At 39.7% G+C, this 24,987-nt stretch carries 25 protein-coding genes and 2 pseudogenes; 25 read left to right on the top strand and 2 right to left on the bottom strand.

Annotated elements, in window-relative coordinates:
- Nucleotides 1-15 precede the first annotated feature (15 nt).
- The 9 genes and pseudogenes from grpE to deoC all read left to right on the top strand — a co-directional run bounded on the left by grpE (nt 16) and on the right by deoC (nt 8,370).
- Nucleotides 16-645 (top strand): nucleotide exchange factor GrpE, encoded by a 630-nt coding sequence (gene grpE, locus JCM10596_RS17400; protein WP_025028227.1) that lies wholly within the window; start codon nt 16-18, stop codon nt 643-645.
- A gap of 37 nt (nt 646-682) precedes the next feature.
- Nucleotides 683-2,530 carry a molecular chaperone DnaK gene (gene dnaK / locus JCM10596_RS17395; protein ID WP_025028226.1) on the top strand — a complete coding sequence of 616 codons (1,848 nt, stop codon included), beginning with the start codon at nt 683-685 and terminating at the stop codon, nt 2,528-2,530.
- 96 nt (nt 2,531-2,626) lie between these two features.
- Nucleotides 2,627-3,744, top strand: a pseudogene (gene dnaJ, locus JCM10596_RS26210) (molecular chaperone DnaJ).
- Nucleotides 3,745-3,782: 38 nt separating this feature from the next.
- Nucleotides 3,783-4,724 carry a 50S ribosomal protein L11 methyltransferase gene (gene prmA, locus JCM10596_RS17385; protein ID WP_025028225.1) on the top strand — a complete coding sequence of 314 codons (942 nt, stop codon included), beginning with the start codon at nt 3,783-3,785 and terminating at the stop codon, nt 4,722-4,724.
- A gap of 19 nt (nt 4,725-4,743) precedes the next feature.
- On the top strand, nt 4,744-5,511 hold the full coding sequence (locus JCM10596_RS17380; protein ID WP_025028224.1) for a 16S rRNA (uracil(1498)-N(3))-methyltransferase: 768 nt from the start codon (nt 4,744-4,746) through the stop codon (nt 5,509-5,511).
- On the top strand, nt 5,508-6,833 hold the full coding sequence (mtaB, locus tag JCM10596_RS17375) for a tRNA (N(6)-L-threonylcarbamoyladenosine(37)-C(2))-methylthiotransferase MtaB (protein WP_025028223.1): 1,326 nt from the start codon (nt 5,508-5,510) through the stop codon (nt 6,831-6,833). The genes JCM10596_RS17380 and mtaB overlap by 4 nt, the downstream gene beginning before the upstream one ends.
- 55 nt (nt 6,834-6,888) lie before the next feature.
- Nucleotides 6,889-7,188 (top strand): DUF1294 domain-containing protein, encoded by a 300-nt coding sequence (locus JCM10596_RS26205; protein WP_234410546.1) that lies wholly within the window; start codon nt 6,889-6,891, stop codon nt 7,186-7,188.
- Nucleotides 7,189-7,222: 34 nt separating this feature from the next.
- Nucleotides 7,223-7,645 carry an NUDIX hydrolase gene (locus JCM10596_RS17365; RefSeq protein ID WP_025028221.1) on the top strand — a complete coding sequence of 141 codons (423 nt, stop codon included), beginning with the start codon at nt 7,223-7,225 and terminating at the stop codon, nt 7,643-7,645.
- A gap of 44 nt (nt 7,646-7,689) precedes the next feature.
- Nucleotides 7,690-8,370 (top strand): deoxyribose-phosphate aldolase, encoded by a 681-nt coding sequence (deoC, locus tag JCM10596_RS17360; protein ID WP_025028220.1) that lies wholly within the window; start codon nt 7,690-7,692, stop codon nt 8,368-8,370.
- A 57-nt stretch (nt 8,371-8,427) separates the two neighbouring features.
- Here deoC and JCM10596_RS17355 read toward each other — a convergent pair whose 3' ends face one another.
- The gene (locus JCM10596_RS17355; protein ID WP_148302629.1) at nt 8,428-9,363 is read right to left on the bottom strand and encodes a Na/Pi cotransporter family protein; all 936 of its coding nucleotides are present in this window, start codon (nt 9,361-9,363) and stop codon (nt 8,428-8,430) included.
- 88 nt (nt 9,364-9,451) lie between these two features.
- Between JCM10596_RS17355 and gnd the strand changes: the two genes are divergently transcribed.
- Nucleotides 9,452-10,348: a phosphogluconate dehydrogenase (NAD(+)-dependent, decarboxylating) gene (gene gnd / locus JCM10596_RS17350; RefSeq protein WP_025028218.1), complete on the top strand. Its 897-nt coding sequence runs from the start codon at nt 9,452-9,454 to the stop codon at nt 10,346-10,348.
- A gap of 111 nt (nt 10,349-10,459) precedes the next feature.
- On the opposite strand, the gene JCM10596_RS17345 is transcribed toward gnd, so the two are convergent.
- Nucleotides 10,460-11,722, bottom strand: coding sequence for an MFS transporter (locus tag JCM10596_RS17345; RefSeq protein ID WP_025028217.1), 1,263 nt, complete (start codon nt 11,720-11,722; stop codon nt 10,460-10,462).
- 181 nt (nt 11,723-11,903) lie between these two features.
- Between JCM10596_RS17345 and JCM10596_RS17340 the strand changes: the two genes are divergently transcribed.
- The 15 genes and pseudogenes from JCM10596_RS17340 (at nt 11,904) to JCM10596_RS17265 (ending at nt 24,985) form a co-directional block, all read left to right on the top strand.
- Nucleotides 11,904-12,536: a hypothetical protein gene (locus tag JCM10596_RS17340; RefSeq protein WP_025028216.1), complete on the top strand. Its 633-nt coding sequence runs from the start codon at nt 11,904-11,906 to the stop codon at nt 12,534-12,536.
- A gap of 254 nt (nt 12,537-12,790) precedes the next feature.
- Complete coding sequence (locus JCM10596_RS28135; protein ID WP_025028215.1) at nt 12,791-14,050, top strand: HD-GYP domain-containing protein; 1,260 nt, start codon at nt 12,791-12,793, stop codon at nt 14,048-14,050.
- Between the two features lie 77 nt (nt 14,051-14,127).
- The gene (locus tag JCM10596_RS17325) at nt 14,128-14,442 is read left to right on the top strand and encodes a histidine triad nucleotide-binding protein (RefSeq protein ID WP_025028214.1); all 315 of its coding nucleotides are present in this window, start codon (nt 14,128-14,130) and stop codon (nt 14,440-14,442) included.
- Between the two features lie 111 nt (nt 14,443-14,553).
- Nucleotides 14,554-14,727 carry a 30S ribosomal protein S21 gene (gene rpsU / locus JCM10596_RS17320; protein WP_025028213.1) on the top strand — a complete coding sequence of 58 codons (174 nt, stop codon included), beginning with the start codon at nt 14,554-14,556 and terminating at the stop codon, nt 14,725-14,727.
- A gap of 15 nt (nt 14,728-14,742) precedes the next feature.
- Nucleotides 14,743-15,186 (top strand): GatB/YqeY domain-containing protein, encoded by a 444-nt coding sequence (locus tag JCM10596_RS17315; RefSeq protein WP_025028212.1) that lies wholly within the window; start codon nt 14,743-14,745, stop codon nt 15,184-15,186.
- Nucleotides 15,187-15,328: 142 nt separating this feature from the next.
- Nucleotides 15,329-16,687, top strand: a complete 1,359-nt coding sequence (locus JCM10596_RS17310; RefSeq protein ID WP_025028211.1) for an NfeD family protein — start codon at nt 15,329-15,331, stop codon at nt 16,685-16,687.
- 63 nt (nt 16,688-16,750) lie between these two features.
- A pseudogene (gene floA / locus JCM10596_RS26195) lies at nt 16,751-17,754 on the top strand (flotillin-like protein FloA).
- A 46-nt stretch (nt 17,755-17,800) separates the two neighbouring features.
- Nucleotides 17,801-18,337, top strand: coding sequence for a hypothetical protein (locus JCM10596_RS17300; protein ID WP_025028210.1), 537 nt, complete (start codon nt 17,801-17,803; stop codon nt 18,335-18,337).
- 130 nt (nt 18,338-18,467) lie between these two features.
- Complete coding sequence (yqfC, locus tag JCM10596_RS17295) at nt 18,468-18,755, top strand: sporulation protein YqfC (RefSeq protein WP_025028209.1); 288 nt, start codon at nt 18,468-18,470, stop codon at nt 18,753-18,755.
- Between the two features lie 17 nt (nt 18,756-18,772).
- Complete coding sequence (yqfD, locus tag JCM10596_RS17290) at nt 18,773-19,966, top strand: sporulation protein YqfD (protein WP_025028208.1); 1,194 nt, start codon at nt 18,773-18,775, stop codon at nt 19,964-19,966.
- A 5-nt stretch (nt 19,967-19,971) separates the two neighbouring features.
- On the top strand, nt 19,972-20,940 hold the full coding sequence (locus JCM10596_RS17285) for a PhoH family protein (protein WP_025028207.1): 969 nt from the start codon (nt 19,972-19,974) through the stop codon (nt 20,938-20,940).
- A gap of 31 nt (nt 20,941-20,971) precedes the next feature.
- A complete protein-coding gene (locus JCM10596_RS17280; RefSeq protein WP_025028206.1) occupies nt 20,972-23,188 on the top strand; it encodes an HD family phosphohydrolase in 2,217 nt (738 codons plus the stop codon).
- 34 nt (nt 23,189-23,222) lie between these two features.
- Nucleotides 23,223-23,651 (top strand): rRNA maturation RNase YbeY, encoded by a 429-nt coding sequence (gene ybeY, locus JCM10596_RS17275; protein ID WP_025028205.1) that lies wholly within the window; start codon nt 23,223-23,225, stop codon nt 23,649-23,651.
- Nucleotides 23,652-23,656: 5 nt separating this feature from the next.
- A complete protein-coding gene (locus JCM10596_RS26190; protein ID WP_081792092.1) occupies nt 23,657-24,175 on the top strand; it encodes a diacylglycerol kinase family protein in 519 nt (172 codons plus the stop codon).
- Nucleotides 24,176-24,217: 42 nt separating this feature from the next.
- Nucleotides 24,218-24,985 (top strand): DUF502 domain-containing protein, encoded by a 768-nt coding sequence (locus tag JCM10596_RS17265; RefSeq protein WP_025028203.1) that lies wholly within the window; start codon nt 24,218-24,220, stop codon nt 24,983-24,985.
- Nucleotides 24,986-24,987: the final 2 nt, after the last annotated feature.

Here is a 24,987-nt window from a genome sequence, read left to right as displayed (position 1 = left end):
TGGGAGGTGAAGGATATGACAACAGAACATAACAAAGACACCACACAAGTGAGTGTAGAAGAGGAAGTAACAGTGGAGGAGCTTGAAAACATAGAAAACTCTGGGGCGGATAGCTCATCTTCAACAACTGAAAATGAGAGGGAAGCAGGAGAGGAAATGACAGAAGAGCAAGGCACCTTCACACTGGAGGAATTGCAGCAGAAGCTAGCAGAAGCAGAAAACAGAGCAGAAGAAAACTACCAGAAGTTCTTGCGTACTCAAGCTGACTTCGATAATTTCAGAAGACGTACTCGCAAGGAGAAAGAAGATCAAGCGAAGTATGCTTCTCTGAATTTACTTGAGCAATTACTTCCTGCTGTAGATAATTTTGAAAGAGCGATTGAAGCAAGCAAAACCACGCAGGATTTTGACTCTCTAGTTAAAGGAATTGATATGGTCTTTAAACAACTAGATCAAGCCTTACAGAATGAAGGGCTTGAAGTCATCCCTGCTGTTGGTGAAGCATTTGATCCCCATTTTCATCAAGCCGTTATGCAGGTTGAAGATTCCGAGTTTGAGTCGGGGATTGTCGTGGAAGAATTACAGAAGGGTTATAAATTGAAGGATAAAGTAATACGACCTGCTATGGTCAAAGTAAGCATGTAACTAGATTACTACATAATACAGTAGGAGGAACGAGAAAATGAGTAAGGTAATTGGTATTGACTTAGGAACAACCAACTCTTGTGTAGCCGTTATGGAAGGAGGAGAAGCTGTCGTTATCCCTAACGCTGAAGGAAATAGAACAACCCCATCTGTTGTGGGCTTTAAGGGTGATGAAAGATTAGTAGGTGAAGTAGCGAAACGCCAAGCCATCACAAACCCGAATACAGTTATTTCTATTAAGCGTCATATGGGAACCAATCACAAAGAAGTGATTGAAGGGAAAGAATATACTCCTCAAGAAATTTCAGCGATCATTTTACAAAAGCTAAAAGCTGATGCAGAAGCATACTTAGGTGAAAAGGTAACAAAAGCTGTTATTACAGTACCTGCCTATTTCAATGATTCTCAGAGACAAGCAACAAAAGATGCTGGAAAGATTGCTGGTTTAGAGGTAGAGCGTATTGTGAATGAGCCTACAGCAGCAGCTCTAGCTTATGGTTTTGATAAAGGCGATAAACAAGATCAAAAAATTCTTGTGTATGATTTGGGTGGAGGTACTTTTGACGTATCGATCCTAGAGCTATCTCAGGATGAAGGTAGTGTGGTTGAAGTTATTGCGACAAGCGGGGATAACCAGCTTGGAGGAGATGATTTTGACCAAGTGATTATTGATTTCTTGATCAAAACCTTCAAAAGTGACACAGGCATTGATTTAAGTGCGGATAAAATGGCTTTACAGCGCTTAAAGGATGCTGCTGAGAAAGCGAAGAAGGATCTTTCAGGTGTGACATCTACGAGCATCTCTCTTCCTTTTATTACAGCAGATGCGACAGGACCAAAGCATCTTGAGGTTACCTTATCTCGTGCTAAATTCGAGGAATTAAGTTCTCATTTGGTTGAGAGAACCCTAGGACCTACTCGTCAAGCATTACAGGATGCTGGTTTAACGCCAAGCGAGATTGATAAAGTAGTATTAGTTGGAGGATCTACTCGAATTCCAGCGGTTCAAGAATCGATTAAAAAATTAACAGGAAAAGATCCTTTCAAAGGCGTAAATCCTGATGAAGTAGTGGCACTTGGAGCAGCTGTTCAAGCGGGAGTTCTGACAGGGGATGTTACTGATGTATTATTACTTGATGTGACTCCACTTTCTCTAGGAATCGAAACGCTTGGAGGAGTATTCACCAAGCTGATTGAGCGTAATACGACGATTCCTACACAAAAATCACAGGTCTTCTCAACAGCAGCAGATAACCAAACTTCTGTAGATATCCACGTCCTGCAAGGGGAGCGTGAAATGGCTGCGTATAACAAAACATTAGGTCGATTCCAATTAACAGATATCCCGCCAGCACCTCGTGGGGTTCCGCAGATCCAAGTTACATTTGATATTGATGCGAACGGGATCGTAAATGTATCGGCAAAAGATATGGGAACAGGAAAAGAACAAAAAATCACGATCACCTCTTCAAGTGGTCTTTCCGATGAAGAAATCGAGAAAATGGTAAAAGACGCTGAAGCGAATGCAGAATCAGATCGTAAGCGTCGTGAAGAAGTAGATACAAGAAACGAAGCAGATCAATTAGTTTTCTCCACAGAGAAACTCGTGACAGATCTAGCAGGTAAAGTGGATCAAGCAGAAATCGATAAAGCAAATGAAGCGAAGGATAAACTAAAAAGCGCACTTGAAGGAACAGACATTGATGCGATTAAAGCAGCGAAAGATGCCCTACAAGAAATTGTGCAACAGTTATCTATGAAGCTTTATGAGCAAGCAGCTCAAGAAGCACAAGCGGCTCAAGGAGCGGAAGGTGCTGAAGGAGCACAGACTACAGATGATAATGTCGTTGATGCTGAGTATGAAGAAATAAAAGACAATAAGTAATGGCATTCAAGTCAAAGTCAGGAATTCTTGGCTTTGACTTTTTTGCGCAACGTGGTATGATAATTTTTATGTTATAAATCGGGAGTGGTTTGCAGGATGAGTAAACGAGATTTTTATGAAGTATTAGGCTTAGAAAAGGGAGCTAGCTCCGATGAAGTGAAGAAAGCGTACCGCAAGCTGGCTCGCAAGTACCATCCAGATGTCAATAAACAGCCAGATGCAGAAGAAAAATTTAAAGAAGTTCAAGCTGCTTATGAAACATTAGCAGATCCTCAGAAGAAAGCTCAGTATGATCGTTTTGGGCATGCGGACCCGAATCAAGGGTTTGGAGGAGCAGGTGGAGCAGACTTCGGTGGCTTTAGTGATATTTTTGATATGTTCTTTGGCGGAGGTGGCGGTCGAAGAAATCCGAATGCCCCGAGGCAGGGTGCAGATCTGCAATATACAATGACCATAGATTTTATGGAAGCTGTTTTTGGCAATGAAACAGAAATCACCATACCGAAAGAAGAAACATGTGATACTTGTATGGGCTCAGGTGCTAAACCTGGTACGAAGCCTGAAACATGTACAGTTTGTCGTGGAACGGGACAACAGGAACAGATTCAGAATACACCATTTGGTCGTGTAGTGAATCGCCGTGTATGTATGAAGTGTTCTGGAACAGGGAAAATGATCAAGGAAAAATGTACTTCTTGTTATGGTGCCGGAAAGGTCAAAGTTAACAAAAAAATCCCTGTCAATATCCCTGCAGGGTAGATAATGGAATGCAGGCAGTGATCTCAGGAGAAGGAGAACCGGGTGTCAATGGAGGACCATCAGGAGATCTCTACATTGTATTCCGGGTGCGTAAGCATGAGTTTTTTGAACGTAATGGGCAGGATATCTTTTGTGACATGCCTATCACCTTTGTTCAGGCTGCCTTAGGTGATGAAATTGAAGTTCCTACATTGACCGGAAGAGTCAAGCTAAAGATTCCTGCTGGCACACAAACGGGAACCTCTTTCCGAATTAAAGGAATCGGAGTTCCTGCTTTACGAGGAAAAACGTCGGGAGATCAGCATGTTCGAGTAAAAATAGTCACTCCGAAGAAGCTGACAGACCAACAGAAGGATCTATTGAAGGAATTTGCTGAAATTAGTGGAGATCAAATTCCCGAGGAGCAATCGGAGGGCTTTTTTGACAAGGTGAAGAAAGCATTCCGTGGTGATTAGGACGATAAAGACGATAATGAAGGATGGAGTTGATGAGAGTGAAGTGGACAGAAATAAGTATTCATACCACTCAAGAAGCGATTGAGCCTGTAGCACATATTTTGCATGAAGCTGGAGCAAGTGGAGTTGTGATCGAGGATCCAGAGGTTTTACAGCGAGATTTTTCTACAGGTGAGTTTGGGGAACTCTATCAACTCAATCCAGATGATTACCCTACGGAAGGGGTTATTGTCAAAGGATACCTGCAAGTCAATAGCTTTCTAGGAGAAACGGTCGAGGAAATCAAAGTGGAATTAAACAATTTATTAATCCATAACATTAATTTGGGACTTGGAACCGTGACATTGACAGAGGTACACGAGGAAGACTGGGCACATGCTTGGAAAAAATATTACAAGCCTGTTCGGATCTCAAATCGTATTACAATTTCTCCATCATGGGAAGAATATCAACCAGAAAGCCCGGATGAAATGATCATTGAGTTAGACCCTGGGATGGCTTTTGGAACAGGAACTCACCCAACCACTGTGCTTTGTATTCAAGCTTTGGAAAATGTCATTCACCAAGATGATGCTGTGGTAGATGTTGGCTGTGGATCAGGTGTTTTGAGTATTGCCGCCATACGGTTGGGAGCAAAAAAAGCGCTTGCCTTAGATCTCGATGATGTGGCTGTAAAGGTAACGAAAGAAAATGTAAAGATGAATGGTCTTACTAGACAAATCGAAGTAAAACAAAATAACTTATTGGATCATATTGAAGGTGAATATGACCTTATTGTAGCCAATATATTAGCCGAGGTCATCTTGCGCTTTGTTGGCGATGCCTATAAGAGAGTCAAATCAGGTGGCTACTTCCTAACCTCAGGCATTATTGCTCACAAAAAAGAAGAGGTAAAAGAAGCCTTACTTCAAAATGGATTTACGATCGTAGAAACATTACTCATGGAAGATTGGGTAGCATTTATTTCAAAAAAAGAGTAAGATATTAGGGGCTTAGACTATGCAAAGATATTTCATTTCCCCAGAACATATGCAGGATACAACCTGTAGAGTAGAGGGAGCAGATGCTCATCATATTCGCAAGGTCATGCGCTATCAGTCTGGAGATCAAATCATATGTAGTAATGGACTGGGAAGAAGCGTTCAAGCAGAAATTCAAGAAATCAGTGAAGAAGCTGTGGAATGCCTTATTCTTCATGAGAGAACAGATCAAAGAGAGCTTCCCGTTCACATTACAATTGCGCAAGGATTACCCAAGGGTGACAAATTAGAGTGGGTCATCCAAAAAGGAACTGAATTAGGAGCCCATAGTTTTATCCCCTTTTCTTCTGCTCGTTCGATTGTTAAATACGATGAGAAGAAAGGGCAAAAGAAGGTGGAGCGCTGGGGCAAAATAGCCAAAGAAGCGGCAGAACAAGCCCATAGAGATTATGTACCTCAAGTGCAGGCTGTTTGCAGCTTGAAGGATCTACTCGCTTTCGAGGTGAAGGCGAAATGGATTGCTTATGAAGAAGAAGCTCTACACCTTACAAATCATTCAAAATCAGTTTTATATCAAGAATTAAATCAGCTTAAGAGTGGAGATACCATCATGATTGTTATCGGCCCTGAGGGTGGATTAGACATAGAAGAAGTGAATCAGTTAAAAGAAGCAGGTTATACACCGATTTCTTTAGGAAGAAGGATTCTTCGTACGGAAACGGCTTCACAATACGTTCTTGCGGCTATATCATTTTATTTTGAACAGATGGGAGGGAGAGAGCAATGAATTCAGTAGCTTTTCACACATTAGGTTGTAAAGTGAATCATTATGAAACCGAAGCCATATGGCAATTATTTAAAAATGCAGGATACCAGCAAAAGGATTTTGAGCAAGATGCGGATGTCTATGTGATCAATACTTGTACAGTCACCAATACAGGGGATAAGAAGTCTAGACAGGTTATTCGTAGAGCGATAAGACGGAATCCAGAAGCTATCATATGTGTGACGGGTTGCTATGCTCAAACAACTCCAGCTGAAATCATGGCGATCGATGGTGTTGACATTGTCATAGGTACTCAAGATCGAACTAAATTATTGGATTATATTGAGGATTATAAGCAGAATAGAGAGCCAATTAATGCTGTAGGCAACATTATGAAAGCTCGTACCTACGAGGAATTAGATGTACCAGAATTTACGGATCGCACGCGTGCCTCCTTAAAAATACAGGAGGGCTGTAATAATTTCTGTACATTTTGTATTATTCCTTGGGCGAGAGGACTCTTGCGTTCACGTGACCCTGAAAGTGTCATTGCCCAAGCCAACAATTTAGTGGCTTCAGGATATAAGGAAATTGTATTAACAGGAATTCACACAGGAGGTTATGGAGAGGATCTAGAAGAATATAACCTAGCCAAACTCCTGATGGATCTCGAACAGGTTGAAGGACTTGAAAGATTGAGAATTAGCTCCATTGAAGCAAGCCAAATTACAGATGAAGTGATCGAGGTATTAAAACACTCGACCAAGGTCTGTCGTCATCTCCATGTTCCCCTGCAAGCGGGTGATGATTCTGTTTTAAAAAGAATGAGGAGAAAATATACAGTTGCTCAGTTCAGAGAACGAATTGAAAAAGTGAGAGAAGTGCTGCCAAACTTTGCTTTAACTAGTGATGTGATTGTAGGTTTTCCTGGCGAAACAGAAGAACAGTTTGTGAACACCTATGAATTTATTCGAGAAATGCTCTTTGCCGAACTGCATGTTTTTCCTTACTCTAAGAGAACGGGTACCCCAGCAGCTCGTATGGAAGATCAAGTTGATGAAGAAGCCAAGAATGATCGAGTCCATCGCCTCATCACTTTATCGGATCAGCTGGCTAAGGAATATGCTTCCCAATTTGAGGGAGAAATATTAGAAGTGATTCCAGAAAGTATTTACACAGAAAAACCAGACAGTGGTCTTGTCATGGGATATACCGACAACTACTTAAGAGTGGTTTTCAAGGGGGATGAAGACTTAATTGGAAAGCTAGTAAAAGTAAGAATCGATCAGTCTGGCTATCCGTATAGTCTTGGTTCCATGGTACACGCTCATGTCCTTTCATAAGAAGGTAAAGAAACATAAGCAGCTACGTAACATACTAATGATGATTTACGTTTTCATGGGTATAATGAGTTATAGCACCCAAGCCGTAGAAGTATGGGTAGCTGCTTTTTTCATCATTAATATAGTAGGGTATTATTATATTTATAAGGACAAGCAGTTGGCTATACATTCAGGGGCATATCGAATTCCTGAAACAACTTTTTTTCTTCTCTCAATTCTAGGCGGTTCTATAGGCACGCTCCTAGGCATTCTCTTAGTCAGACATAAAACCAAGCATCTTTCTTTTAAATTAGGGATTCCTGCCATCATAATCATACAAATTTTGCTTGTTTCATATTTGCTAAGTGTGAAGTAAGGAAGTTAGAATTCATTATGGAAAGAGGTGCGTAATGAAAGAAATTTCTGCAGGTGGAATTGTTTTTAGAAAAACAGACGAATGTATAGAAATCCTCATGATTGAGGACAAATATCAGAAGATTACGATTCCAAAAGGAAAGCAAGAACCAGGTGAAACATTAGAACAAACAGCACTAAGAGAGATTGAAGAAGAAACGGGAATTATTGGACGCATTCTCCATCATATTGAGAAGGTTCATTACCAATACACAGATCCTGAACGTGGACAAATTGACAAAGAAGTTACATATTATCTTGTTCAAAAAACGGGCGGATATGTTAATGTACAAATAGAGGAGATAAATCAGGTTCATTGGATGGAACTCGAAGAAGCTCTAGCTGCCCAAAAAAGTAAAGGATATGAAAATAATCAAGAGGTTTTTAATAAAGCATATGAATTTCTTAGAAATTCATAGTTGACTTATATAACATAACTAATCATTATCTGGAGGGATTTATGATGTCAACCCAATCACTAGCAGGAATTATTGACCACACACTCTTGAAGGCTGAAACAAACAAGGCAGAAATCATTCAACTATGCAAGGAAGCCTTAGAGTACAAATTTGCTTCAGTATGCATTAATCCGACATGGATTCGCACTTGCGCAGAGCAGCTTAAGGGTTCAGAAGTAAAGGTTTGTACGGTGATCGGCTTTCCACTAGGAGCCACACTTCCTGAAGTAAAAGCTTTTGAAACAAAGAAAGCCATTGAAGATGGTGCAACAGAAGTGGATATGGTGATTAATATAGGGGCCCTAAAAGAGGGGGATAATGCTTTAGTTGAAAGAGATATCGCTGCTGTAGTGGAAGCCGCAAAAGGAAAAGCACTAGTTAAAGTCATTATTGAAACATGTTATTTAACTGAGGAAGAAATGGTTCGTGCTTGCGTCATTAGTAAAAATGCAGGAGCAGACTATGTGAAGACGTCAACAGGATTTGGCTCTGGAGGAGCAACCATTAATGATGTTGAGTTAATGAGAAAAACAGTAGGACCTGAAATGGGAGTAAAGGCTTCAGGTGGAGTTCGTGATCATCAAGCCGCTGTAGAAATGGTAACGGCTGGCGCTACTCGAATCGGGACCAGTAACGGAATTAAGATCGTAACCAAAGAGGCTTCAGGAACTAGCTCAGGTTATTAATGAGTGGTGGGTAAACTAAGCTTATTCTGAATCCTGAATCTTTTGTTCATAGACAGGTTATTTTTGTTTAGGCGATAGGAAGATAATAAAGGCTTCAAATTGTCTGATAAATGGAAGGACCACTAGAGAACAAAGGACATTAAAAATCAATTGAGCATGAGCCACTTGCTGAGTGGGAGAGCTAGACATCCATTCCACAAGCAGTTGGAGTAAGGGAATAAGAGGGATGAAAAGCAGGACCCCGCCTAGATTTAGGATAACGTGAGAAAGGGCTACTTGTTTTGCGGCGCGATTGGTTCCAATACTTCCTAATAGGGCCGTGATACATGTGCCAATATTACTGCCTAAAATGATAGCAATAGCAATGCTAAGAGGGAGCAATTGATCATAAATTAAATTCATTGTAATAGCAGTGGTTGCCGTACTGCTCTGGATCAAAGCAGTAAGGAAGGTTCCTGCTAAAATTCCACTGATCACCCCCTCTTGGCCAAATACATATAAATGGTCCAACCAGCCAAAGCTTTTGATGACTGGAGCAATAGATTGCATCATTTCCATTCCGATAAAAAGCAAGCCAAAGCCACCCAAGACAAAACCACTGCTTTTTACCTTGATGTTAGGAAAAAGAAAAAAAACAAATCCAAGAAAAAATAGGTATACACCTAAATGCTCAACCTTGAAGGCAATCAGTTCCGTCGTAAAAGTAGTCCCAATGTTCGTTCCTAAAATAATTCCTAAAGCCTGTCTAAGAGATAGGATTTTGGAATGAGTAAAAGCGATTGTCAGTAGTGTTACAGCACTGCTGCTCTGTAGAATCGCCGTAGAAATGACACCAGTTAGAAATCCCATCACTGGATGATGGGTGAGAATCGTTAGAAGGGATTTTATTTTTTCTAGAAATAAATTTTCAAACCCTATTCTCATGATTTGCATCCCGAATAAAAAAATAGTTAGTCCAGTAGCAAATGGAATCATAAATTCTTTCATAAACATGCTGAATCCCTCCTTGATCTTATTTTTATGAGTGGAGTAGGATAAGCATGACAAGCTTTTAGATTTTTATCGAAGAAGGGAGTACAACATGAAAATTGGAATGATAGGTCTAGGTAAGATGGGCTATAATCTTACATTGAATTTAATTGAACATAAGCACGAAGTCGTGGCATTTGATGTTTCCTCTGAAGCGGTGACCAAAGCTGAGCAAGAAGGAGCGATTGGAGCATCTTCTATTGAGGAAGTCGTGGCGAAGCTAGACAGTCCTAAAGTAGTTTGGGTCATGGTTCCAGCAGGAGAAATTACAGAGGATGTATTAGATAAGCTCTATGCCGGTCTAACAGCAGGAGATATTGTCATTGAGGGTGGGAACTCTCATTATAAGCTTTCCATAGCTAGATACAATACATTTAAAGAAAAGGGCATTCATTTCCTAGATTGTGGAACAAGTGGGGGAATGGCTGGAGCTAGACACGGAGCTTGTACCATGATTGGCGGAGATGCTGAGGCATTTGCTCATGTAGAGCAAGTATTTAAGGATATTTGTGTAGAAAACGGCTATCATTATGCTGGAGCAGCGGGAGCAGGACATTTCTTGAAGATGGTGCACAACGGAATTGAGTACGGCATGATGCAAGCCATTGCCGAAGGGTTTGACATTCTTTCTAAGAGTGATTATGAATATGACTACGAGAATGTGGCTAAGGTTTGGAGTCATGGATCTGTTATTCGAGGCTGGCTAATGGAACTGACTCAAAGCGCTTTTTCCAAGGATGCCAAGCTTGATTCAATTAAGGGAGTTATGCATTCATCTGGAGAAGGAAAATGGACGGTAGAAACAGCCCTAGACTTACAAGCAGCTGCCCCTGTAATTGCCTTATCATTAATGATGCGTTATCGTTCTTTAGAGGATGATACGTTTACAGGTAAAGTCGTAGCAGCGTTGAGGAACGAATTTGGAGGCCATGCTGTAGAGAAGAAATAAAGCCCTAATCGATTTTGGCGTTCTATGTGATGAACGATTTGGGATTAAATAAGGATACAGAACAAAAGGACTCGAGAAAAATGAGTCCTTTTGTTTCGATTAGGCTGTCTTTTAGGCTATCTTTTTCATCTTTCCAAACCAAGCAAAACATACATTTAAGCCAACGATGATCGTGGCAATAGCAAAGGTAAATTGGACACTTACCTGATTGGCTAGAATCCCTCCTAAGATAATAGCTAGTGGTGCTAATGCTTGATTTAAAACCCGTGTAGTGGTCATGACTCTTCCCAGAAGGTGATTGGGTACAATCTCTTGGCGTAGGGTCATCATGCTCACATTAACAAAAAGACCAACCACCAATAACAAGGTGAAGCAGACAATCATGCTCCAGACGGAAGGAAACAAGGCAACCAATCCTAGAGCAATTCCAACGATGATAGAACCAAAGCGTATCAATTGTCCTTTTGTTACATATTGGTTCAGCGGTTTAACCAATAAGGAAGCAATAAAGGCGAATATTCCGCTAATCCAGAAAATCATGGCTGTTGTATCCGAGCTGGCACCTTGTCCAATCTTACTTTCAAACACAAATAATCCTTGGACTCCCATAATACTAATATTCATCATGGCACTAAAGATGGTGATCGGCCAGAGGACAGGATGCTTGATCAAATAAAGGAATCCTTCTTTAATTTCTTGATTTAGGGAATCAACAATTTCTCGATAGGTCTGATTTTCTTTTCTGGAACTGAAATGTGTTTGAGTATGGCTAAGCCCTAAAAGAAATAACAAAGATAATAAAAATGTGAGCCCATTAAGACCGATTGTTACATGAGCCCCCCATACACTAATACTTACTCCAGCCGCCACGGGACCTACCATTCGCATGATGGTTGCAATCATGGTCAGCTTGGCATTCCCCTCCATAAGCTGCTCTTTCGACAAAATAGAGGGCAGATAGGCTTGAGAGGAGGAATCAAAGATAAGGGTTAAGAGAGAAAGGCCAATAGCTACTAAATAGATATAACTGATATATAAGGCATCAAGTACAAAGAGGAGTGGAATCGAAAGCATTAATATCCCTCTCATCAAATCAGCAAAAATCATGATCTTCTTCCTACTGAAGCGATCGACAAGGACCCCGACAAAAGGAGCAAAAAGAACTTCGGTTACAATTTCCAGTGCTAGTGTTAACGTAGCTGATAAAACGGAGTTTGTTAATTCTAACACGAGCCAGGGCAAAGCTAACAAATAGAGCTTATCTCCAAATTGTGAAATGGTTTGACCCAGCCATAACCTAATAAAGTTTTTGTTTTTCCATAGTGTAGGATGCTTTTGTTCTATCACTCCCTCAACTTTTGGTTTACTTAACATTTCATTTATTCCCTTCACTTATGATTTATCTCGTTTTAAAGACAATAATGATAATGATTCGATCTGTTAGGAAAAAAGTCCTTTAATTCAGCTTAAATATTGTAAAAAAACAATGAGTTTGAAAGAGGATTTTGTCGTTAATTGTAGAATTGGTATTATGAACAAGCAGGAGGTGCGGATTTTGTCGAAAGTAGAGATGCATTTACTCGTGGAGCGATTGCGATTATTAAAAGATGTCTCAGACGCGCACATTGATATAAATGATAAAAATGAAGTAATTTCTATTGGTGTGTTCTCAAATGGGAACCGACATCCGAAAGAAATCAAGCGTGATGTTGAAGAGGTATTCCGTAATCAAATGGGTTATCGGGTGAACCATACTAAAATCAGCATTGTTGAAGAGATTCGTGGAGATGAGAGAACCTTTTTTCCTAGAATCAAGTTTTTGACTGCATACCAAGTATTTAAAACACCTGAGATGATTGAAGGAGTTGTTCAGCTTCAGCATGAAGAGAAGATTGTGGAGGGGAAAGTGGAAGCTCTTCAATTTGAAACAGATCTGGAATATATCATTGCTCAAGCAACGACTGAAGCTTTAATGAAAATTCTTCCAGATCATCGACTAAAAGTGAATCAAGTAAAGGAAATTGAGATGGGGATGCATCCCATTATTTGTGTATCCATTACTTGTACCCATAAAAACAAGCGAGATGATGGTATTTATATCGGAGCTTGTACAAGGTCTAAAGACCTCTTAACCTCCGTGGCAAAAGCAACACTAGATGCCCTAAACCGGAGGCTGGAAACACTTTAATTTTGTTATCAGTTTGCATAGCATAGCAGAAGAGACGAGACGAACCCTGAGCAGAGCCGAACTTAAAGATGAATGTAAAAATCATTTAAGGGAGGGCGAACTCATGAAAAAGGTTCTTAATGTAGTATTTAAGAAATCAGGTACAACTGTTGTTCCTGGAGACAAAATGTCTTGGTAATATTACTTTTTTAAATTTGTTATGCTATGCAATATTTAATTAAGAAGGAGGGATTCTTATTAATAGGTATGTCAGAGTGTATGTCTACAGTATCGTTACTGTGTTCATCACTTTATCACTATACTGTTTTTTAGATTTAGAAGTTATAAGTGTAACCAACCTATTTCTTCTCCCTCTTTCCTTTATCTTATTAAGCATTATGTTAAATAAAGACTTTGTCTTAATTGAAAACAGCATCAGCACATCCATTACGATTCCAATTTCCTTACCTGCTATTGTATTTCTAGATCCATTATTGGCTGGACTTTATGGGGTGATTACGGAATTTTTTATGATTAACCGAAGTAGGAAGAGCTTAATTAAAGTGGTATTTAATGTTTCAGCTACTGGATTGGTTGTTATGTTACTGGCTATTCTTGCTCAGAAAGGATTTGCTGTTGGTGAATTTAATATTTTTTCATCTGCTTATTTTCTGTATATCATTGTTCTTGGGATGATGTACAGTGTATTAAGTAATGGGTTACCATTTTTAGCCATGCTTTTGCAAAACCAAAGATTTGATAGTCAATCCATTTCAGCCTTTTCTGCAACATTAAAAACAAGCAGCATCACCATTTTTTTAGGCTTAATAAATGTATTTGTTTATCATCATTTTGGAATCATCGGGATGGCGATTTCTACCTTTCTTATGATTTTTGTAAAACCAACCATTCATTTCAGATACATTCTTAATAATGAAATGGCTACTTTTACCCAGTTTGTGTTACACGTGATAAAACTTTATGATCCTATCACCCATTCCCACTCCGAGCGTGTCAAAAATTGGACGATCATCATTGGCAAGGAAATGAAGCTGTCTAATAAAGAGATTCATGAATTATCGCAGGCTGCTTCATGGCATGATATTGGAAAGATAGAAATACCGAATGAGCTGATTAATAAAGCGGGGAAACTAACCGAAGAAGAATTTGATATCATCAAATCTCACCCCGAAAAAGGCTTTCTTCTGGTCAAGGACATGCATTTCTTTAAAAAATACCTTCCTGTGATTCGGTATCATCACGAACGAATGGACGGAAAGGGTTATCCTTTAGGACTAAAGGGGAAAGAGATTCCATTACACGCTCGAATCATGTGCGTGGCAGACTCATTTGATGCCATGACTTCGCGGAGGTCCTACAAACAAGGAATGAGCATGGCAGAAGCAGTAGAGGAGCTAAAACGTTGTTCAGGGACCCAATTTGACCCTGGGATCGTAGAAGTATTTATACGAGCGTTACAAAAGGAATATGGCATTCATTTTGAGGGCTGGGATAAACAAGTTTCTAATTTTTGAGCTAAGGTCTGAGTTTACTATTTTGATGAGCGAAAGATCATGTTATAATGTGGAAAAAGGTAGAGGGAGTGCAAGACATGAGTGAAACAATTTTTAGTAAAATTATACGCAAAGAGCTTCCAGCAACAATTGTGCATGAGGATGAATTAACACTAGCCTTTCATGATATTAACCCTCAGGCACCCGTTCATATTCTCATCATTCCTAAGAAACCAATTCCTACATTAGCAGATGTGGAAGAAGATGATTTGCATCTTGTGACACATATACATAAGGTAGCTCAGCATTTAGCTAAGGCATTAGGACTTGAAGGGTGGAAAATGCAGGTCAATGTAGGGGCTAAAGGTGGACAAGAAGTGTTCCATCTCCACTATCATTTATTAGGTTGGTAAAAGAATGAAAGAGTAAAGTTGACCAATCATATCTAAGTGTAATATAATGTACTTTGACAGATTTGCAAGAGCAACTTTGTTTGATGGTTGTAGCGGAGGGAGGGAAGTATTATGGCAGAAACTCGTGTTCGTAAAAATGAATCTCTAGATCAAGCACTTCGCCGCTTCAAGCGTTCTTGCTCTAAGGATGGAGTTATTGCTGAGATTAAGAAGCGTAAGCATTATGAGAAGCCAAGCGTGAAGCGCAAAAAGAAATCTGAGGCAGCTCGTAAACGTAAATTCTAGGAGGTCTTTTTTCGGATGTCATTATTAGAATTATTAAACTCCGATATGAAGCAAGCAATGAAAGACAAAGAGAAGAAAAAGCTATCCGTTATACGGATGCTGAAATCATCTCTTCAGAATGAACAAATCAACCTGGGTCGAGAATTGACTGAGGATGAGATGTTAACTGTTCTTACGCGAGAAATGAAGCAAAGAAGAGATTCCCTCCAAGAGTTTCAAAAGGCAGATCGTGACGATTTAGCCGATGGAGTACAAGAGGAAATTAATGTATTGACTAAATATATGCCTCAACAATTAAGTGAAGATGAAATTCGTCAGCTTGTTGCTGAAACTATTGCTCAAGTTGGAGCTAGCTCCAAAGCAGATATGGGTAAGGTAATGGGTGCTTTGATGCCTAAAGTTAAAGGTAAAGCAGATGGCGCCCTTGTCAATAAACTTGTACAACAATTGTTAACTTAAAAAAGTCCTGATACCGATTAAAAGGTATCAGGATTTTTTTATTTTCTGTGAAACCTTTTAGGATCACTAACGTATACAGTAAAGAGGATTCGATTGAATTAATAAAAAATTGGTATAATAAAGATAGAAGAGGAGGTGTAAAATGAAAAGGTCGACGATGATGAAGGGCTTTAGAGTTATTTTTTACATAACCTTACTCATTCCATTTTTATTTTCGGTACTACAGCCTTCGATTCAAGCAACTAATCAACAGTCACTAGTCTATGTGGTTCCAGTGGAAAGTAACATTGAACGTGGCCTGCAGGTTTTTATGGAGAGAGCGTTTCAAGAAGCTGAAGAAGCAGGGGCGGACCATATTATTGTGGAGATTAGTACCTTTGGAGGAGCTGTTGATGCCGCAGCTGGAATTGGAGACCTACTCCAGCAAACTCAAATTCCCATTACAGCCTTCGTACGTGGAAAAGCAATTTCAGCAGGAGCTTATATCGCTCTAAATGCAGATCAGATTGTCATGACTCCAGGTTCAACGATGGGAGCAGCAACCGTTGTAGACTCTGCTGGGAACGCAGGAGAGGCTAAGGCAATGTCCTATTGGATTCAGGCAATGGCAGAAGCTGCAAGTGTGAAAGGAAGAGATCCACAATACGCGAAAGCCATGGTTGACATCGACATGGAGATTGAGGGTGTTGTAAAAAAAGGTGAGGTCTTAACCTTCGGGGCAAATGATGCTCTTCAATATGGCTATGCCGAAAAGATAGTAAATACAAGAGCTGAGTTAATCGATTTCTTAGAATTGGAGCAAGCTAAGATCGTGGAGGTAGCAACCACGGTGGCAGAAAAAATAGCCCGATTTGTCACCAGTCCAGTCGTGATGCCTATCTTGTTTTCCCTTGGGAGTTTAGGGCTTATGCTGGAGTTATATAGTCCTGGTTTTGGTATCCCTGGAACCATTGGTGTTTCTGCTTTGTTACTTTTCTTTTTTGGACATATGATTGCTGGCTTTGCTGGCTGGGAGTCACTCCTACTCTTTATTGTAGGAATTATTCTCATCATTATTGAGATTTTTGTCCCCGGATTTGGAATCTTTGGTATACTAGGTGTTGTTTCTATTATTGGGGGACTGACTTTAGCGAGCTTTGATTATGTAGTTGGCTTGCAATCAGTAGGCTGGGCTACATTAATCACCATCATTGTTGGGGGTATTTTACTGAAATACACGAACAAAAAAGGACTCTGGACGAAACTTGTGTTAGAGGAAGGCTTAGAAGAAGAAGAGAGCCAGGAAAGATTTCAATCTAAAAAAGATCTGGTGGGTAAGACAGGTAGAGCCTTAACTAAGCTTCGCCCTGCTGGAGCCATCCAAATCGAGGACAGGCGTTTTGATGCAGTCAGTGAAGGTGGAATCATTGAAAAGGATCAACTGATTCGTGTTATTTATGTTGATGGAACTCGAATAGTTGTTAGTCCATTCGCTGATACTCTTACTGACGAAACAAAATAAAACAATGGTTATTTGAGGGCATAGCCCTTTCAAATATAAATACATAATTGAGGAGGAAGGTAAATGCAAGATATAAATGTGTTGTTTTTCATCGTCATCATTATTTTCACATTTATTGCACTGTCAGTATTTTTCACATTTGTTCCTGTGATGCTGTGGATTTCAGCTTTAGCTGCAGGGGTAAGAGTAGGAATCTTTACTCTAATCGGAATGAGCTCCGCCGAGTTATTCCAGCAAGGGTTGTTAATCCCTTAGTAAAAGCGAGGAAGGCAGGACTTCAAATAAGCATTAATCAGCTAGAGAGTCACTATTTAGCTGGAGGTAATGTGGACCGTGTGGTTAATGCCCTTATTGCAGCTCATCGTGCCAATATTGATTTAACATTTGAGCGTGCTGCAGCTATCGACTTAGCAGGTCGTGATGTATTAGAAGCGGTACAGATGAGTGTTAACCCTAAGGTGATCGAAACACCTTCTATTGCCGGTGTAGCGATGGATGGAATTGAAGTGAAAGCAAAAGCCAGAATTACAGTACGTGCGAACATTGATCGACTCGTCGGTGGTGCGGGTGAAGAAACAATTATTGCTCGTGTAGGGGAAGGGATTGTATCAACGATCGGTTCTGCTAACTTACACAAACAAGTATTAGAAAACCCTGATATGATTTCTACTACAGTACTAAATAAAGGTCTTGATGCAGGAACTGCCTTTGAGATCTTATCGATTGATATCGCAGATGTGGACATCGGTAAGAATATTGGAGCTGAGTTACAGACAGATCAAGCTGAAGCAGATAAGAAGATTGCCCAAGCGAAAGCGGAAGAACGCCGTGCAATGGCTGTCGCTACAGAACAAGAGATGAAAGCCAGAGTAGAGGAAATGAGAGCGAAGGTAACGGAAGCAGAAGCAGAAGTTCCGCTTGCAATGGCTGAAGCTCTTCGATCTGGTAAATTAGGTGTTATGGATTATATGAACCTGCAAAATATCATGGCTGATACCGACATGCGTACCTCCATTGGTAAGGTAACGGATCAAGATGATCACCATAATAATAATCCAAAGAAATGATGAAGTGTGAAACTAAGAATAAATTAATCAACTGGAGGAATGTCCAGTGGAGAATATAATCGAGTTTATATTTAAAAACTTTTATTTTGTGATCTTAATTGGTTGGGTATTGCTTGGTCTATTTCGTCGCAAACCAACGGAAGAACCGACTAAGCCCAATCAGCGCCAGAGGCAGGGTCAAAATCCGAAACAAGAAACACATCCTGCCAACCCAAAACCAACAGCCTTCCCTGTGGAGTTTCCTTGGGAGAAGGTTGAGGAGCTCTTAGATCCAAAACCCAAACCACAGCCTACGAGGGTAGAAAAGCTGGAGATCAAAAGAGAAGAAGCGCCTCAGAAGAAACACTCTGCACGAGAGAGAGCGACTGATTCTATTCGTCAGCCTCACCCCAGTGAAATCAATCATGAAGCGCATTCTTCAGCAAGGAAACCCGCTTCAGCTCTCCCGCCAGGGTTAGTTGATTTTAAGCGGGTAGAATCTACTAATGTTATGCAAGGGGTTATTTGGTCACAGGTTTTAGGCAGTCCGAGAGCGAAGGAGCCTCATCGTTCGAACAGAGCAATGATAGGGCGTCGCAGATGAACGAATCGATAAAAAAATGAATTTGTATAATGAAGAAAAGTCGTCCGATTTGGGCGACTTTTTTTCGTTTTTAAGGCATATGCCTCTACTTTACAGCATAACATCAATAAGAGAGGGAGGCGGCTGTCGAATGAGAAAACTTCAAAAATTAAAACGTTGGATGGCAGGAGTCCTTGATTTACCCAAAGATGTGGTACTGGATATGCCTCGCATTACCATGATTGGTCCATTACAAATGTATGTAGAAAACCATAGAGGCGTTCTCGTTTTCCATAAAAATGAACTTCGGCTTTTGTTGAGTAATAAGGGTCAGCTATTAATCAAAGGTGAGAATTTAATCATTAGGCAAATCTTGCCTGAAGAAGTGTTACTAGAAGGATTTATTCGAGAGGTTCATTACTTAGACCAAATTAAGTAGCAGAGGAGTTGAGTTCGATGGGGAATAAAGAGATGATTCATTGGTGGGAAGGGTACATAATAATTCGAGTCAAAGGAAAAAAAATCGAAAGACTTATTAATAGGATGATGAGTCAACGCTTTGCTGCTTGGAATCTAGTAAGAAGCAGTGAAGATGAAGCGCGTTTCTCCATCGCTTTACCTCATTTTTTCCACCTTCGTGCTTTGTTAAAAGAAACAGACTGTCGAGTCCATATTATAAAAAAAAGAGGACTTCCCTTTTTCTTTAAAAGTGTCAGAAGAAGAGGGGGACTGTTTGGAGGCGCCGTATGTTTTGTTCTAATTATGTACATGCTTTCTTCTATGATTTGGAATATTGAAATTGAAGGGGTCAAGCTTCCTGAAACAGAGCAAGCGATAAGAAGTGAGCTTGCTCAGCTTGGAGTCAAGCCGGGAGCTTTTAAATTTAGGGCAGAAAATGGACAAACGATTCAACGCAAGCTAATGGAGCAAATGCCGAGTGTAACTTGGGTAGGTTATAAATATCAAGGAACAACCGTCCATCTTAAAGTAGTAGAAAAAACCTTACCTGAAATACAGACAAAAACAAATCCAAGGCATTTGGTAGCCAAGAAAAAAGCCATCATCCATGATTACTTTGTGGAGCAGGGACAAACAATGGTTAAAATAAATCAATACGTGAAGCCGGGCGATCTATTAGTTTCGGGAATTCTAGGAACAGAAAAGCAGCAACAAATTGTGTCAGCCCAAGGGAAAGTATGGGGTGAAGTATGGTATGAAGGCAATATCGAAGTTCCTCTCGTTCAGAAAAAAGAAGTGTTGACTGGAGAAGCACTGGAGCGTTTCTATGTAAAGGTAGGTCCGCTTTCACTAAGGGTGTGGGGATTTGAGTCCATTTCCTTTGCCAGTCATACGTCAGATACACAGGACTATAGCGTGAATATTAAAGGATGGACTTTTCCTATAACATGGGCAAAAGAAACCATTTCTGCAACAGAAAAAAAGAAAACAGAAATAAATGAGCAAGAAGCTCTAGAGATAGGGAAACAAATAAGCAGAAACAATCTTTACAGAAAGTTACAGCCAGAAGCAGTCATAAAAGAGGAAAATGTTTTGCGAAAGCATCTGGAGAATGGTAAAGTGTATATAAAGATGCATTATTCTGTGATCGAAGATATCGCATCTGAACAATTAATTATCCAAGGAGATTGAGGCTTTTGCAGGAAAATATCGAACAATTTAATCTACCAGTTGTAGATACAGATGAAGCACAAAAACTGTTTGGACCCTCAGATCGTTTTTTAGCTGAAATTGAGAAGGAGTTAGACATTCAGGTGGTCATTCGTAATGAAGAAGTAACGATTTCTGGTTCTTCATCCGCGATTAAAATTGCTCAAGCATTATTCCAAACTCTATTGAGGCTCATTCGTTCTGGTTATCAGTTATCTGAGAGGGACATTATTTATGCTACACAACTTGCCAAGCAAGGTGTAGTTGATGAATTAATTGAGTTATTTGAAGAGGAATTAACAAACAATGTAAAAGGAAAACCCGTTCGTGTAAAAACCTTAGGGCAAAGACATTATGTTACTGCCATTCAAAAAAATGATATTGTTTTTGGAATTGGACCTGCTGGGACGGGAAAGACCTATCTGGCTGTGGTCTTAGCTACCATGTTCTTAAAAAGAGGAATGGTCAAAAGAATTGTATTGACTAGACCGGCTGTAGAAGCAGGAGAAAATCTTGGATTCTTACCGGGAGACCTGCAAGAAAAGGTAGATCCCTATTTAAGACCTCTCTATGATGCACTACACGATATTTTAGGAGTTGAGCATGTAACGAAATACCTTGAGCGTGGAATTATTGAGGTGGCTCCTCTAGCTTATATGCGAGGTAGAACCCTAGACGACTCATTTGTTATTTTGGATGAAGCACAGAATACAACTCCTGAGCAGATGAAAATGTTTTTAACCAGATTAGGCTTTGGTTCAAAGATGGTCATTACAGGGGATGTGACTCAAATTGACCTACCAAAGGGGAAACGCTCTGGTTTAATAGAATCAGAAAGAATTTTGCGGCCTGTAAAAGGACTAAGCTTTATTTACATGCAACAAGCAGATGTAGTCCGACATCCATTAGTCAAAAGGATCATTGAAGCCTACGAGATTGAACAGACAGACAAATAGACCATGCTGACTATTCGGGGGGCGATGATTAATGAGGAGAAAACTAGCTTTAGATGAAAGAAGTAAGCTGTGGAATAAATTCAAAGAGCATCCCTTATTACGTTTGTTTTTGTATATTACACTGGGAATCGTTCTTTATTTATTCATGGTGGGGAATATTACCCCGGAAATTGTAGAAGTAACGGAAGGCTCAAAAGCCGAGAAAGATATTGTTTCACCCATTACAATTGTGGATGAACACGCGACCAAAATAGCAAAAGATCGAGCTGCGCGTGAAGTGAAACCAATCTATACGAAAGAAGATACCATCACCAAAAACCAGCTTGATAAGCTAGATAAAGCGTTTCAAAAAATAATGGAAATTAATAATAGCGTGGAACTAAGTGAGGAAGAACGGATTCAGCGCTTAGATGAAATTACAACCTACAAATTTAATGAAGCGGCTTATGAAGTATTCCTCACTTATTCACCTGAAGAAATTGAAACCTTACGAAGAATCACGAAGAGTATTGTGCAAGAAATTCTTGAAAACGGTGTAAGTGATCGCAATAATGGGATTCAAGAGGCTACTCAACAAGTGAATGACTCCCTAGTCCTTTCCAGCTTGGATAATAAGCTGAGGATCATTTCCAGGGAAATGGCAATTGCCAGCATTGTACCTAACTTTTTAATCAATCAAGAGGATACAGAGCTAGCAAGAGAAAATGCACGTGAAAAGGTTCGAAATATAGAAATACGTGAAGGCGAAATTATTGTAGCAGAAGGAGAAACGATCACAGGTGAAGCGTATCGCAAAATACGATTAGTTGGTTTATTAAGTGAATCAGCTAATTTACGCCCTTTGTTTGGACTAGCTTTACTGATTGGATTAATTTTGCTCTTTCTTTACTTCTATATTTCCTTCTCAGACCTTCCGATCCGTAAAAACAACACTCAGTTTTTGATGTATATGATGATTTTTGTCTTAAATGTGATTGTGATGAAAATTATTAGTGTGGGACAAACCCTAGAGTATGCAGGATTTGGATTCCTAGCACCTGTCGCTTTCGCAACCATGTTGATTACCATGCTTATTCATCAAAGACTGGCGATTTTTAGCTCCTTTATTTTCGGAATTATTGCGGCAGTTCTGTTGAATGGAGAATCGACGAGTCATATGGATTTCACCTATGGCTTAGCCACTATTTTTAGTGGAGCAGCGGGAGCCTTCTTTCTAGGAAAAGCAACACGCAAAACAAAGATTCTGCAAGCAGGATTTGTCATTTCGATTGTCATGATGATGGCAATCTTGACAGTTACTTTGCTTAAGAATACTCCTGTAGGGTGGTTTGAGCTTTCTCAATTTTTATTGTATGGCTTTCTCAATGGGTTGTTAGCCTCTGTTTTAACGATAGGGTTGCTTCCGTTTTTTGAAGCGGCTTTTGGAATCTTATCCTCGATGAAGCTAATTGAGCTTTCTAATCCGAATAACCCATTACTAAGAAAGCTATTAATTGAAGCTCCAGGCACTTATCATCATAGTATTATGGTAGCCAACTTAGCTGAAGCCGCCACCGAAGCAGTAGGGGGGAATGGTCTTCTTGCACGGGTAGGAGCCTATTATCATGATGTAGGAAAAACAAAGAGACCTCACTTTTTTATTGAAAATCAAATGAATATGGGGAATCCGCATGATAAGATTGCTCCCCAATTAAGTAAAACGATCATAACAGCTCACGCCAAAGACGGAGCTGATATGCTTCGAGAGTATGGTCTTCCTAAAGCAATACAAGATATTGCAGAACAGCATCATGGAACCACTCTATTAAAATATTTTTACCTAAAAGCGAAGGAAGAATCTGAGTCTGAAATTGCTGAGAGTGATTTCAGATATCCAGGGCCGAAAGCTCAATTTAAAGAATCTGCTATTGTAGGAATAGCCGATTGCATCGAGGCTGCTGTTCGTTCATTATCTAAACCATCTCCTGAGAGAATCGAGAATATGGTTCGAAATATTATTCGCGATCGTTTGGATGATGGACAATTTAATGAATGTGATTTAACGTTAAAAGAATTAGATATTATAGCTAAGGTGATTTGTCAGACTCTACATGGTATATTCCATTCTCGTATCGAGTATCCTGAGGATAAAGAAAAGGCAAAGTCAAAGGAGAAAGAAACAGAGAAGGAGAAGGCACCAGCCTCTAATCAGGCACCAGTTGACAAATCAGAGGCTAATCAATCGATACCAAAGGTGGAAAGCCAGTGAGTATAACTGTTCATTTTTAGATGATCATCAATATATTTCTGAAGACATTTCTAGAATCCTTCATTCTCTCATTGAAACGGCGGCAAAAAAAGAAGAGCTAGAGGAAGGAGAGGTATCTGTTACTTTTGTTAATGATGCAGAGATTCAGGAAATCAATCGAACGTATCGAGAAAAAGATCAACCTACAGATGTCCTTTCATTTCCGATGTATGAGGCTGACGAAACAGAGATAGAAGTATTTGATGAGGATGAACCTCTTCTACTAGGAGATATTATTATTTCAGTTCCTCGTGCGAAAAAACAAGCGGAAGAATATAGCCATAGTTTTGAACGTGAACTTGGCTTTCTGCTCGTACATGGTTTTCTGCATTTGTTAGGCTATGATCATGAGGATGAGAAGGCAGAACAGGAAATGTTTGCGAGGCAAGAGGAGATTTTACTAGCACATGGATTAGTTAGGTGAGAAAAATGAATCTTTTTCAAGAAGTAAAAAGGATTATGAACAGCTTTAAGTATGCGATTGCTGGTATCAGCTATGTTTTTACTTCACAGAGAAATATGCAGGTTCATTTAGGAGTAGCGATTATCGTACTCCTTCTCTCTATTCTTTTCAATGTTCCCAAGTATCAGCTTTTGTTAGTATTTTTCTCTATTGTTTTTGTTATGTGTATGGAATTAATGAATACAGCAGTAGAAAAAACAGTCGATATGATTACGACTGAATTTCATCCATTAGCGAAAATCGCCAAAGATGTTGCTGCAGGAGCAGTTTTATTTGCGGCTATTTTCGCTTTTATAATTGGATTGTACGTTTTTGTTGAACCACTTCTCCAATTATTCTCCATACAGCTTGATTATCAGCTTGATCGGTTTGTGATTGTCTGCATACTGGGGCTTCTGCTCTCTTTTATTCTGAGAAAAGCTACATTCTTCATCCTTTTTATCATTGTAACGACATTGATCGCTATCATTAGCTTATTGATCTAGTTGAGATCTTTTTAGTACATTTAGGAGTGAATTAAAAAAGTGATGGTAAAACAAATACGCAGTAATCTTGTTATGGGCTTTATTGTCTTATTACCAGCCATTGCAACCTTGTACATACTTCAGCTTGGTTTTAGCTTTATTGATCGAATTCTGGGTAACTTTCTAACAGGAGTGTTGATTGCTCTTGGTGTGGTGCATGAAAGAGCTGCTACTGGTAAGGTCGAATTTCTATGGTTCGTTTTTGAGGAACGAATACCTGGAATTGGCTTTATCTTTATGATCCTGATCCTTATAGGAGTGGGGTATGCTACTAGAGGCATTATAGGAAAGAGAGCGATCCGTATCACAGAGAGGGCATTCAAAAGAATTCCAGTAGTCAAGAGTATTTATTCTACCGTTCAGCAAGTGACAACCGCCTTTATTCAGGATCGAACATCATTTAAAAAAGTCGTTCTGGTTGAATACCCCCGTAAAGGATTGTATACAGTAGGTTTTCTAACAGGGGAATCACAGGGAGAGGTACAGGAGAAAACAGAGCGTGAATGTGTCAATGTTTTTCTCCCTACCACTCCGAACCCAACTTCTGGCTGGCTTGTCATTGTTCCTAAAGAAGACATAATGTTGTTGGACATGAGTGTAGAACAAGGGTTAAAATTTATTATATCGGGTGGTGTAGTTGTACCTAAAGGCTATCCGATGGAAACCATAACAACAAAAGAAGAAAACTTTGAAAAAATCTTAACGCAAATCAAGGTTGACGAAAACAAGGCAAGTCATGAAGTGAAAGTAAATATAACAAAAAAGGAATGAGT

This window comes from Caldalkalibacillus mannanilyticus JCM 10596 (assembly GCF_000615945.1).
GTDB classification, from domain to species: domain Bacteria; phylum Bacillota; class Bacilli; order Caldalkalibacillales; family JCM-10596; genus Bacillus_AT; species Bacillus_AT mannanilyticus.
The sequence above is the reverse complement of the archived record's forward strand: the minus strand, read 5'-3'. Positions and strand labels throughout refer to the sequence as shown.

What these genes read in the sequence shown, in the direction of transcription:
- grpE (WP_025028227.1), top strand. Translation starts at nt 16, where the DNA reads ATGACAACAGAACATAACAAAGACACCACACAAGTGAGTGTAGAAGAG.
- dnaK (WP_025028226.1), top strand. Translation starts at nt 683, where the DNA reads ATGAGTAAGGTAATTGGTATTGACTTAGGAACAACCAACTCTTGTGTA.
- JCM10596_RS17380 (WP_025028224.1), top strand. Translation starts at nt 4,744, where the DNA reads ATGCAAAGATATTTCATTTCCCCAGAACATATGCAGGATACAACCTGT.
- mtaB (WP_025028223.1), top strand. Translation starts at nt 5,508, where the DNA reads ATGAATTCAGTAGCTTTTCACACATTAGGTTGTAAAGTGAATCATTAT.
- JCM10596_RS26205 (WP_234410546.1), top strand. Translation starts at nt 6,889, where the DNA reads ATGGGTATAATGAGTTATAGCACCCAAGCCGTAGAAGTATGGGTAGCT.
- JCM10596_RS17365 (WP_025028221.1), top strand. Translation starts at nt 7,223, where the DNA reads ATGAAAGAAATTTCTGCAGGTGGAATTGTTTTTAGAAAAACAGACGAA.
- deoC (WP_025028220.1), top strand. Translation starts at nt 7,690, where the DNA reads ATGTCAACCCAATCACTAGCAGGAATTATTGACCACACACTCTTGAAG.
- JCM10596_RS17355 (WP_148302629.1), bottom strand. Translation starts at nt 9,363, where the DNA reads ATGTTTATGAAAGAATTTATGATTCCATTTGCTACTGGACTAACTATT.
- gnd (WP_025028218.1), top strand. Translation starts at nt 9,452, where the DNA reads ATGAAAATTGGAATGATAGGTCTAGGTAAGATGGGCTATAATCTTACA.
- JCM10596_RS17345 (WP_025028217.1), bottom strand. Translation starts at nt 11,722, where the DNA reads ATGTTAAGTAAACCAAAAGTTGAGGGAGTGATAGAACAAAAGCATCCT.
- JCM10596_RS17325 (WP_025028214.1), top strand. Translation starts at nt 14,128, where the DNA reads ATGAGTGAAACAATTTTTAGTAAAATTATACGCAAAGAGCTTCCAGCA.
- rpsU (WP_025028213.1), top strand. Translation starts at nt 14,554, where the DNA reads ATGGCAGAAACTCGTGTTCGTAAAAATGAATCTCTAGATCAAGCACTT.
- JCM10596_RS17315 (WP_025028212.1), top strand. Translation starts at nt 14,743, where the DNA reads ATGTCATTATTAGAATTATTAAACTCCGATATGAAGCAAGCAATGAAA.
- JCM10596_RS17310 (WP_025028211.1), top strand. Translation starts at nt 15,329, where the DNA reads ATGAAAAGGTCGACGATGATGAAGGGCTTTAGAGTTATTTTTTACATA.
- yqfC (WP_025028209.1), top strand. Translation starts at nt 18,468, where the DNA reads ATGAGAAAACTTCAAAAATTAAAACGTTGGATGGCAGGAGTCCTTGAT.
- yqfD (WP_025028208.1), top strand. Translation starts at nt 18,773, where the DNA reads ATGGGGAATAAAGAGATGATTCATTGGTGGGAAGGGTACATAATAATT.
- JCM10596_RS17280 (WP_025028206.1), top strand. Translation starts at nt 20,972, where the DNA reads ATGAGGAGAAAACTAGCTTTAGATGAAAGAAGTAAGCTGTGGAATAAA.
- JCM10596_RS26190 (WP_081792092.1), top strand. Translation starts at nt 23,657, where the DNA reads ATGAATCTTTTTCAAGAAGTAAAAAGGATTATGAACAGCTTTAAGTAT.
- JCM10596_RS17265 (WP_025028203.1), top strand. Translation starts at nt 24,218, where the DNA reads ATGGTAAAACAAATACGCAGTAATCTTGTTATGGGCTTTATTGTCTTA.